Source organism: Okeania hirsuta (genome assembly GCF_003838195.1).
GTDB lineage: Bacteria > Cyanobacteriota > Cyanobacteriia > Cyanobacteriales > Microcoleaceae > Okeania > Okeania hirsuta.
Genome location: NZ_RCBY01000238.1, coordinates 1 through 10,811 on the forward strand (window position 1 = coordinate 1; position 10,811 = coordinate 10,811).

Below are 10,811 nucleotides of genomic sequence, written 5' to 3' on the forward strand. Positions count from 1 at the left end.
CTCAGGAAGAGGGCATTGCTCCTACTGGTCACTTATTTCTGCCATCCTGCACTAGCTTTGAAGGCATTTTCACTGTGAAAAATATCAAAGTACCGATATCCAATCAACCAAGAGAGGGAATACGCACTCCTGTGAGAGAATAAAGAATGAATAAAAATTATAGATTAGTCTTGAATTGCACCTCACGCTTCCTGAAATTTGCTGTAAGTCTACCGACTTATCTTCAAAAACTTTCTATAGGTATTTACATACATAACAAAGAAAAAGAATGGGTTGGTTATACCATTTCTCCATCAAGTTGCACTTAATATAAAGATGAGAATAGTCAGTGTAATAAAGTCTGAGCAACAATTATTAAGCGCATTGTTACAAAGAAATGGTATTACGACTTATGCTGATAATAAACCTTAGACAGGGAAATATTTTTCCTACTGTTGCCTGTTCCCTGTTCCCTCCTATAGATATCTGAACAGTTTTAATTATATATTTCAACTTTTAATTTAAAAAATCAAAATTTTGTCATCAATCCCTGATAAAAAAAATAAAAAAATTCCTGAATAAACCCACCAAGTTTCAATACTTTCAGAGCTTATTCTCAATTTTGTGATATTATCAAAAATAGTATAATTTGACGTAAGCTATGACTTAATAACAAAATAAAGCTCCAAATGCCCATGATTTCGTTGTTTTTGTAGCGATCGCCCTAAATTTTTACTAGCACAGCAAACTAATTTTATCCACCTTCCTTAACCAATAATTGACAAATATATAACAATAGTGTAAAGCAGAAATATTCAAGGAGGGTTGCTCAAAATCCCCTTGACAAAAATAACTTCTGACTTCTGAGTTATGAGTTCTGACTTCGTTAACCACCCTCCTTAACCAGTAATTGACAAAAATATAACCACAGTGGTATTTAAGAAAGTTTAGACAGGCAAATCTTAACAATGTGTTACAAAATATAGGAATACAAGTTATTTAGGTCAGGGTCAATTAACTGTGAAAGTATTCCGAACACTTGAGCCTCAAAACCAGCGCAGCCTAATGATGTTGTTCATTGCAGGCTTATTATTTTGGTCAAGTATAGCCACCTTACTACCCACCTTACCTCTTTACATAAATTTTATTGGAGGAACAAAACAACAAATTGGCCTGGTAATGGGTTGCTTCGCTGTGGGACTATTACTATCACGATTTTTTCTAGGACCATTAGCTGATACAAGAAGTAGGAAGTTAGTCCTAATAGTTGGCACAAGTGTAGCGGCGATCGCCCCACTCGGTTACTTACTACTAAAGTCTTTTCCTTTATTAATGGGAGTTCGTGCTTTTCACGGTATTAGTATTGCTGGAGTTACTATTGGTTATAGTGCTTTGGTCGCTGACTTGTCTCCTCCCGGTCGTAGGGGAGAATTAATTGGTTATATGAGTTTAGCAGCTCCTATAGGTATGGGAATTGGCCCAGCGATAGGAGGTTTTTTAGCAGAGGCGAGTGGTTATGTGGCTTTATTTATCCTTTGTTCTACTCTGGGAGTTATGAGTTTATTATGTGGTTCTTTTGTCAGGGAACAAAACACTACAGTAGGAAAAAATCAAACCGATCTAAATCCTGTTTTAAATGAGTTACAGCAACAAAAATTCTGGCAAATATTAGGGAGTCGTAGAGTTTTAGTCCCTAGTTTTGTGATGTTGATGGTGGGTTTAGTATTTGGTACAACAGTTACCTTTCTACCACTTTTTATTCAAGAAAGTGGAATTTCTCTGAATGCAGGACTTTTTTATACAGTTAGAGCGATCGCTAGTTTTATCATCCGCTGTTTTACTGGACGAGCTTCAGATAGATTTGGTCGCGGCATTTTTATCAGTGGAGGTCTCGCCTGTAGTTTGTTGAGTATGTTAACGTTATGGACAGCAAATAGCAGCAACACCATTTTACTCGCAGCTATTCTCGGAGGGACTTCTAGTGGCTTGGTTCTTCCTATGATGATTACTTTAATCACAGACCGATGTCTTCCTAGTCAAAGAGGTAAATTTTTCTCTCTTTGTATTGGTGGATTTGATTTAGGTTTGGCTTTAGCTGGTCCTTGTTTTGGTCTGGTGGCAGAGCAATTTAGTTTTAGTTATAGAAGTATGTTTGCTCTAGATGCTTGTCTTGTTTGTTTAGCACTAGCTACATTTATCACCATGTCAAACAAAGATTTGCCCCATTCCATCAGATTTGCTTCTGGTCAGGGACAAGATACTTATGCTATTAATTCTTAATACGGGCCTGGAGGGATTCGAACCCCCGACCTCATGGTCCGTAGCCACGCACTCTATCCACTAAGCTACAGGCCCCCGTCATCTTTAGTTTTGGATCAAGCTTAATTAAAAAGCTTTTCTTCCGCACTAATAATAAATAATAGCACACTTGAATAAAATGACAAGAGATTTTTTTAAATTCGAGCAAAGTTTAACTCATTTGGACGAAAAGGGGGAAGCTCAAATGGTTGATGTATCTGCTAAAGTGCCTACTGTGCGTCAGGCTGAAGCTGGTGGACAAGTACGGATATCAAGAACTATTCAAGCTGGTAATGCGCCAAAAAATTTAACTCATTTGGATGAAAAGGGGGAAGCTCAAATGGTTGATGTATCTGCTAAAGTGCCTACTGTGCGTCAGGCTGAAGCTGGTGGACAAGTACGGATGTCAAGAGAAACATTTGAAACTATTCAAGCTGGTAATGCGCCAAAAGGTGATGTTTTGGGAACTGCTAAGTTGGCTGGAATTATGGCGGCCAAGCAAACGGCTCAACTGATTCCTTTGTGTCATCCTTTGCCATTACAAAAAATAAATGTTCAGTTAATTGCCGATCCACAACTACCTGGATATCAGGTTCGGGCCATGGTGAAAACTAAGGCGGAAACTGGGGTGGAGATGGAAGCTTTGACGGCAGTTTCTGTGGCTGCTTTGACTTTGTACGATATGGCTAAGGCTTTGGAAAAGTCTATTTCTATTGAGTTGATTCGTCTGTTGAGTAAGAGTGGGGGTAAGTCTGGGGATTATCAATTGAGTTAGAAGTCATGCATCGAGTGCGTAATTATCAGATATCCGTTTTCTCCGGAAAGGCTACGCCAATAGTTGGGTCAATTCAGTTAGCCTCATAAGGTCGGAACTGCGGACTTCAGTTATCGGTACCTCCTGCAATCAGGAGGCAAAAAAATTCTGCATTTTCTTTTCTCTTGGTCAATTGGGTATGGCTAGGAAACCCGGAGAAGGTAGAGTCACTCCGTTTTTTCCTATGGGAATGTTAGGCTTTCCATGTCCCGCAGCGGTTAAATGTTAATTAGGGTTTGCTGATTAAATCTAAAAGCATTGACATATAAAGGTTTTAGCATTTTTTTTGTTGAAAAAAGTCCCAGCTTTTAAGTCGCTTAGGTTCAAAAAATTAGCATTTTAGGCGCATAGTTGCGCAGAAAAATCGGCGTTGCTTAAATGTAATGATAATTAGACATCTACTCCACCCATAGGGAGTAGGGGTAAAGAATTGATAATTTCTTTGGGATATAGATATTGATTTTTGATTCTTGGAGATGTCTATTAGCTGAAGGTAAAATTGAAAAACTGATGTTTTGCGTTGATACTTAATCTAAAAATCATTACCACAACGCTGAAAAATCAAGGGACTATTCTTCCTCCTACCTCCTCTATAATTCCCATTTCTCCTGACTCAGTCCTCCTAAGCCGACTGTGTAGGGGCACCGCGGAAATTGTCCCCAGAGAGTGTATTTCAGCTAAGAACAGACGGAGCAACACGGATTTATCCTGTTGCGTAGTATCTGCTTAGAATCCCCTCGGCAAGAGCCAGGGGAGTAGTCAATATTCTTTAGCAAATAATCTCCAAATTGCTAGCTTACCTTTAGAATAATTAAAGAAACTGAACTGTAATTAAATAAATTTATAAAGTATTATGCCTCCTCGTTGGCCTCGTAAACCTGACCGTAATGACCCAGAATTCCGAAAGTTAGACGACCGAATGAATTTTGCTATTCATGTGGCTATTTTTGCTGCTAGTAATTCTGGTATGTGGTTTTTCCGTAATCTCACAGCAGCGACTTGGCCTTGGGCTATCTGGGTAACAGGTGTTTGGGTATCATTATTGTTAGTTCACGGGATTTATATTTTCGCACTGGCAGATTATTCATCTACTACTGAGGATTCTGTATAAAAGAATTTTAGTGATTCTGTAGGTAAAAAAATTAGGTTTTATTGTTGTTATGAGTAATGGTAGTACAACACAAATAATTGAAAGTTTAGCAGCAGAAATAGGGGATAAAGTTTATATTGATATTGCTGGTTGGCATCTCTATTTATCTGATGCAAAACTACATTTAACTTTGGCAGAAAAGTTTTATCCTATTCTGATTGAGGAAGTACCTTCTGAAGGTAAAGTTGTGGAAATACTGCAAAATATTCCTGTTAAGTTAGGTGCGGGTAGACAAGAAGTTTCTCTGATTAACTTGTTGCCAATGCCCTGTCAAAGTGAGCTGATAGAAGTTTTGGCAGAGTTTAGAGCTGATTTATAAATTCAATCAGGACTTACCAAATAATTAATTATTAATTAAATACCTTGGTTAAAAACCTCCCCTTTCCAGAGGAAAAAAGAAATTTTTTTCCTTTTAGTCAATCCTCTCCCTAAAAGGGAGTAGTAATATCAAATCCAGTTATACAGTAATCGCAAAATTACTTCTTCTGATAGAATTGTTAGACACGAAAATAAAGAAATAGGTTTTGGTAAATATCTCAAGGGTGGTAATGGAAAAGTCAACTTTGAAGGACATGATATTGGAGGATGGTCTTGGATTGTTATACATGGTTCTTACTCTAATTCTGGGGTAGAACAGAAACATTTCCAAAAAGCATTAGAAGCAATCAATTTAGTGATTAGGTATTCTCCTGGTAACTATGAAACAATTATTCAATGGATTTTGGTAGGTTTTAACAGTTTTGTAGTGCTTCAGCAAGAATTATTTAGGGAAATTAGGCAAGAATGCTTGGAATTAAATGATGAGTTATAAAATTTGGGGATAATAATTAGTAATTGGGTTGTCTATTAAAAATCAACTAAATAGACAACCCAATTCTGTATTGAATGAATTACTATCTAGTTTTATTAGAATAATTATAGCAATCAGGAATCAGACGTGAGAATTGAGGTGTTCTTTAAAAGTAGAGAATATAGCAGTTATCATATTCATATTTATTCATTTTTTTGTTTTTCTCTGTTCCCTGTTCCCAGTTAAGTGTTCCCTAAAAGTATCCAATATCTCACAACTTAAATCATATTGTTATAGTTGGTTGTCATTTCATGTAAATTTGGCTTAATTTTGAGCCTAGAGGAAATTGAGTTAGGAAGAATATTGTCTGCCCTAAGTTTAGGGTGAATATGAAGTTTTTTAATGGCTTACAAAGTCACCAATTCTCAGGAAAATCTCAGGATAAATTATCATTAAACTAAGTTTAAGAAGATAATATTCTTTATATTATCTTGATTAAGTTTAAGTTAAAATAGGTGATTTATGGTGACAACTTTAAATATTGCCAAGAAATTTATAGGGAATCGTATAAATAGTCTGATTTTTGTTAAATTACGTTTGGCAACACTCTTGGTAATAGGAGTAATAACACTATTAACAACTATTATAGTGGCTTGGTTTGCTGGAATTGCTCAAATAGACACATTTTTTACTCAAATTCATTATTTTCAAGAAAATCCGCCCATGTGGGTACAAGTACCAACAGATAATAGTAAATATTTAGTTTTGCCGACAATTTTACTATTTTTAATTGCTCAAGGAATTATGAAAATTTCCCCTACTCCGAAAAATTGGTCGCGAGTTTTGGTAGTGGGAATTTTATTGGGTTTAACTATTCGTTATTTATCCTGGCGATCGCTCTCTACTTTAAATCTAAATAACCCTATAAACGGTATATTTAGTCTGGGTTTATTAGGTCTAGAAATTGTGACAATAAGTAGTGGTGTTCTAGGTTGGTTGTTGATGTTCAATGTTAAAAATCGTAAAAAGGAAGCAGATTATTTTTCTCAGACAATTTTAGACAAAACTTTTGAACCATCTGTGGATATTTTGATTCCCACTTATGATGAAGCAGAGTTTATTTTAGAGCGTACTGTTATTGGATGCCAAGCTTTAGAATATGAGAATAAAAAAGTTTATTTACTGGATGATACTAATAGACCGGAAGTGAAACATTTAGCAGAAAAATTAGGTTGTGAATATATAACTAGATATGATAATCCTGATGCAAAAGCTGGAAATCTCAACCACGCTATTACCAAAACAAATGGTGAAATTATTGTTATTTTTGATGCTGACTTTATTCCTACAAAAAACTTTCTAACTCGGACTTTAGGATTTTTCCAAAATGAACAACTTGCCTTATTACAAACTCCTCAAACTTTTTATAATATTGACCCTATTGCTAGAAATTTAGGTTTAGAAAATATCTTAACTCCAGAAGAAGAAATATTTTACCGACAAATTCAACCAATGAAAGATGGTGCAAATGGAGTTTTGTGTGCAGGAACTTCTTTTTTAGTCAGACGTAAAGCTTTAGAGTCGGTAGGAGGGTTTGTAACAGAATCAATTTGTGAAGATTGTTTTACAGGAGTTATTTTATTAGCTAAAGGTTATCAGTCAGTTTATTTAGAGGAAAAATTAAGTGCTGGTTTAGCTGCGGAAAATATTTCCTCTTATGCTACTCAAAGATTAAGATGGGCAAGGGGAACTTTACAAGGATTTTTTATTAGTTCTAATCCTTTGACAATTCCTGGATTAAGTATTGGTCAAAGATTGTCGTTTTTAGAAACATTTTTTAGTTGGTTTACTAGCATTAGTTATGTTGGTTTTCTGTTTATGCCAATAGCTTATGTTGTTTTTGATGTGATTCCAATTAAAGCTTCTGCTGCTGAATACTTATATTTCTTTTTGCCTTATTATTTGGCAAGTTTCACTGTATTTTCTTGGCTAAATTATCGTTCCCAGTCATTACTTTTGTCTGGTTTGAATCATACTATTTTGGCTTTTCCTAAAGCAATAACAATAATTAAAACTTTTCTAAATCCATTCTCAAAAAGATTTAAAGTTACACCAAAAGGAATTAAAAGCGATCACTACTATTTTAATATAAGTTTGTCTTTGCCTTTGGTAATATTTTTAGTGCTAAATAGTGTAAGTTTAGGATTTAATGTATATGGCAATTATATAAATCCAAGTTGGGAGGTGGGTGAACAGATAGAAAGTTTTAATTTGGGATTATTTTGGAGTGTTTATAATATATTGATGATTTGGGTAGCATTATTAGCATTAATAGATGTACCAAAGCAAGATATATATGAATGGTTTAATCTGCGAAGGGTAGTGAAGTTAAAAATTGGTAACCAAATACTTTGGGGTACTACTAGACAGATATCAGAGGTGGGTGCTGAGATAGAGATTAATCAGAAAATTTCTGATGGTTTATTGGTAGAAGATTTGCCACTAAAGTTGAAAATTGTTCCAGAAGAAATTTATTTACAAGGTAATGTAACTAATATAGAAATGAGTGAAAATTTTCCTTGTATAAAAGTAAGGTTTGAGGAAGTAAATTTATCTGAAAAACGACAATTAATAGAATTATTATTCTGTCGGCCTGGACAATGGCAGCGATTAAAAGTACCCGGTGAATTAAAATCTTTATGGTTATTATTGCGAGTGTTTTTGAAGCCAAGATTTATATTTGAAAGAAAACCGAAACAGGAAGCAATGGAAGTTGGTCAGCTATAGCACTAGGGGCAAGTCATTTTAGTTATCAGTTATCAATATCTCCCCATTAAATCAAAAAAATGACTATAAAAATCAACAAAAATTTCCTATCCCAACCCATAGTTATTTTACTAATTATTACCATAACTTTAGGAATAGGATTCCGCTTTCTCTACCTTGATAAAAAAGTCTATTGGCATGACGAAGTATATACCTCTTTAAGAGCTGCTGGTTTTAGCGGAGATGATATTGACCGAGAATCATTTCAAAACCAAATTATTCCAGCTAAACAACTACAAAAATATCAACAAATTAAACCACAAAGCACTTTAATAGGAACTCTCAATTCTCTAACAATTGAAAATCCCCATCATCCACCTTTATATTATTTTATAGCTCGCTTATGGATGCAAAAATTTGGTGGTTCCCTCGCTGCATCTCGTAGTTTACCAGCATTAATTAGTTTATTATCTTTGCCATTAATATATGTTCTAGCTAGGCAACTTTTTAATTCCCATTTAACTGCTTTACTGGCAACTACATTTTTAGCTGTATCACCTGTTGAAATTTTATTTGCTCAAACTGCTAGGCAATATAGTTTAGTTACTGTTTTGAGTATTGCTAGTAGTATTTTATTATTGAAAGCTCTAGATTCTCGCAGTTGGAAAAAATGGGGATTATATATTGTTATTTCTGCTGTTGGTTTATATACTCATTTGTTTTTTTGTTTCACTCTAATCTCCCATGGCATATTTGTAATTAGCAATTGGTTTTTCTCAAATTATGTAGTCAGAATTTCTCCTGAAAATCAATCTAATTTATCAAAATTTCAACTTTTGATTCAAACATTACCTTTGGATTATTTCATGGCCTCAGTAGGAATAATAATTCTCTATCTTCCTTGGATAATTGTAGTAATTAATAATCTGCAACAAGCCTATTATGCAACAAATTGGGTAAGAGTATCAGTTAGCTTCGATTTTTTATTAAAAAAGTGGATTTTGAGTTTTTCATGTATGTTTATTGACTTAGATTTTGGTTTTTATAATATCGGCACATATTTACTGAGATTGCTATTTTTAATTATTATTGCTTGGGGAATTTATATGGTTTGTCGTTATTGTAATCTTTCCACAAAATTATTTATTCTGACTTCTATTTTTATACCATTTATAATATTAGTAATACCTGATTTAGTGCAAGGTGGAAAACGTTCTGCCATCACCCGTTATTTAATTCCCTGTTTTCCGGCAATATATTTATCAGTTGCTTATTTATTAGGGAAATATTTGAGTCAAAAATATTGGCGAGTAGTTTTAGGGATATTATTGACAGCGAGTATTACATCCTGCACTGTCAGCGCTATTTCTGATACTTGGTGGCATAATGCCCCTAGTTATTTTAATGGGGAGGTTGCTAAAAAAATTAACGCTAGCGACTCCCCAATATTATTGAGTGACTTGGGCGTTAATTATACTAACAGGGGAGATTTAATTTCACTCAGTTATATATTAGATGATGACGTTCGACTATTATTATTGAACAATTCTCCAAATTTTGAAATAGTTGAGAATGAGTCAGAGATATTTGTATTTCGACCCTCTGAAAGACTGAGGGAAGCGCTGAAAGCAAAACAGTGGGAATTTGAGTCTGTTGTAAATGAGGAATTGTGGAAAGTTAAGAATAGTTCATTAATGGATAATTGATAATTGATAATTGATAATTACCTCTTCCTTTTAGGAAGAGGATTGACTAAAAGGAAAAAAATTATTTTTTACCCCTTGAAAGGGGAGGCTTTAATTATTTAAAAATTTAAAAATTTAATCATTTAATTATTAATTATTTAGTAAATAAGTCTATAGATCGATACCATAAAAGTTTTGGTCTTATCTGTTTGCGCACAATTCCGCAGGAAAGCAAACCTTATTATGCTATAGTTCATATTCATTTTAGATAGCTATATCTATCATTTTACCCTTTTTAAGGAAGGAATAAGAAGTAATACCAATTTGATAAATGTTTGCTACAAATAGATGGGGGAATTTTTAGGAGTCAGGAGTCAGGAGTCAGGAGTCGCATGGGAATTGCTTCAATACCATTTTTTAGTTCGTAAATCATCTTTTTGGTCAAAGGGACATCTCCTGTAAAATATTTTTATCACCCTTACTATTCGTAACATTCTTTTTTCAAAATGGTATAAAGAGTCGAAAACGCTCAAAAAGTTAGTATAAAAGGTAAGAGTAGGGCAAAAAAATTTCTCCCCTACTTCTTAAAAATACTTTTTCAGCAAACCCTGTTTATCCCTTCTTTTTTCTTTCTTCTTTCTTCTTCCTTATTAGGTTATAGTTTGGCGATCGCTTTTTTTATCCGACTAATACCTTCGCGAATATTTTCAATAGAATTTGCGGGTATATAATCTTAAATATCCATCTCCAAATTTTCCATAGGCAGTTCTGGGTAATAAGGCAACTCCAATTTCAGGTAACAAATAATCTGCCAGTTTTTGACAACTTATGGATATATTATTTTCCAGCATTCATAGGTTAGTTTGAGTAACCAAAAACCAACATAACCAGTCAAACAAAGAATCAGAAGTTTAGCGATCGCTTTTTTTATCCGACTAATACCTTCGCGAATATTTTCAATAGAATTTGCGGGTATATAATCTTAAATATCCATCTCCAAATTTTCCATAGGCAGTTCTGGGTAATAAGGCAACTCCAATTTCAGGTAACAAATAATCTGCCAGTTTTTGACAACTTATGGATATATTATTTTCCAGCATTCATAGGTTAGCTTGAGTAACCAAAAACCAAAATAACCAGTCAAACAAAGAATCAGATTTTCATCCCAAGAATTTCTCCGATGGCAAAATCTGAGAATGACAAAGTTTTGCTGGAATAAATATGGGTAAAATTTCTTTCATTCCTAGAGAAATTTAACAGAAAAATTTACAACTAAAAGAGGATAGCTATAGTTTAGCGATCGCTATTTTTATCTGACTAATACCTTCG

7 protein-coding genes and 1 tRNA gene are annotated in these 10,811 nt (G+C 34.1%); 7 read left to right on the forward strand and 1 reads right to left on the reverse strand.

Annotated elements, in window-relative coordinates; all coding sequences use genetic code 11:
• Positions 1-999 precede the first annotated feature (999 nt).
• Positions 1,000-2,259 (forward strand): MFS transporter, encoded by a 1,260-nt coding sequence (locus D5R40_RS26285; RefSeq protein WP_240038986.1) that lies wholly within the window; start codon positions 1,000-1,002, stop codon positions 2,257-2,259.
• A gap of 2 nt (positions 2,260-2,261) precedes the next feature.
• Here D5R40_RS26285 and D5R40_RS26290 read toward each other — a convergent pair.
• A tRNA-Arg gene (locus D5R40_RS26290) sits at positions 2,262-2,334 on the reverse strand.
• A 223-nt stretch (positions 2,335-2,557) separates the two neighbouring features.
• Between D5R40_RS26290 and moaC the strand changes: the two genes are divergently transcribed.
• From moaC to D5R40_RS26315, 6 genes are all read left to right on the forward strand, one after another.
• A complete protein-coding gene (moaC, locus tag D5R40_RS26295; RefSeq protein ID WP_275670389.1) occupies positions 2,558-3,052 on the forward strand; it encodes a cyclic pyranopterin monophosphate synthase MoaC in 495 nt (164 codons plus the stop codon).
• 892 nt (positions 3,053-3,944) lie between these two features.
• On the forward strand, positions 3,945-4,202 hold the full coding sequence (locus D5R40_RS26300) for a 2TM domain-containing protein (RefSeq protein ID WP_124145454.1): 258 nt from the start codon (positions 3,945-3,947) through the stop codon (positions 4,200-4,202).
• Positions 4,203-4,251: 49 nt separating this feature from the next.
• Complete coding sequence (locus D5R40_RS26305) at positions 4,252-4,560, forward strand: DUF3181 family protein (RefSeq protein ID WP_124145455.1); 309 nt, start codon at positions 4,252-4,254, stop codon at positions 4,558-4,560.
• 354 nt (positions 4,561-4,914) lie between these two features.
• Positions 4,915-5,052, forward strand: a complete 138-nt coding sequence (locus tag D5R40_RS36105) for a hypothetical protein (RefSeq protein ID WP_161564571.1) — start codon at positions 4,915-4,917, stop codon at positions 5,050-5,052.
• A 501-nt stretch (positions 5,053-5,553) separates the two neighbouring features.
• Positions 5,554-7,818, forward strand: a complete 2,265-nt coding sequence (locus D5R40_RS26310) for a glycosyltransferase (protein WP_192901136.1) — start codon at positions 5,554-5,556, stop codon at positions 7,816-7,818.
• A 59-nt stretch (positions 7,819-7,877) separates the two neighbouring features.
• Positions 7,878-9,503: a glycosyltransferase family 39 protein gene (locus tag D5R40_RS26315; protein WP_124145456.1), complete on the forward strand. Its 1,626-nt coding sequence runs from the start codon at positions 7,878-7,880 to the stop codon at positions 9,501-9,503.
• The last annotated feature ends 1,308 nt before the right edge of the window (positions 9,504-10,811 follow it).

Coding starts and splice junctions, on each gene's coding strand:
- D5R40_RS26300 (WP_124145454.1), top strand. CDS start 3,945: ATGCCTCCTCGTTGGCCTCGTAAACCTGACCGTAATGACCCAGAATTC.
- D5R40_RS26305 (WP_124145455.1), top strand. CDS start 4,252: ATGAGTAATGGTAGTACAACACAAATAATTGAAAGTTTAGCAGCAGAA.
- D5R40_RS26310 (WP_192901136.1), top strand. CDS start 5,554: ATGGTGACAACTTTAAATATTGCCAAGAAATTTATAGGGAATCGTATA.
- D5R40_RS26315 (WP_124145456.1), top strand. CDS start 7,878: ATGACTATAAAAATCAACAAAAATTTCCTATCCCAACCCATAGTTATT.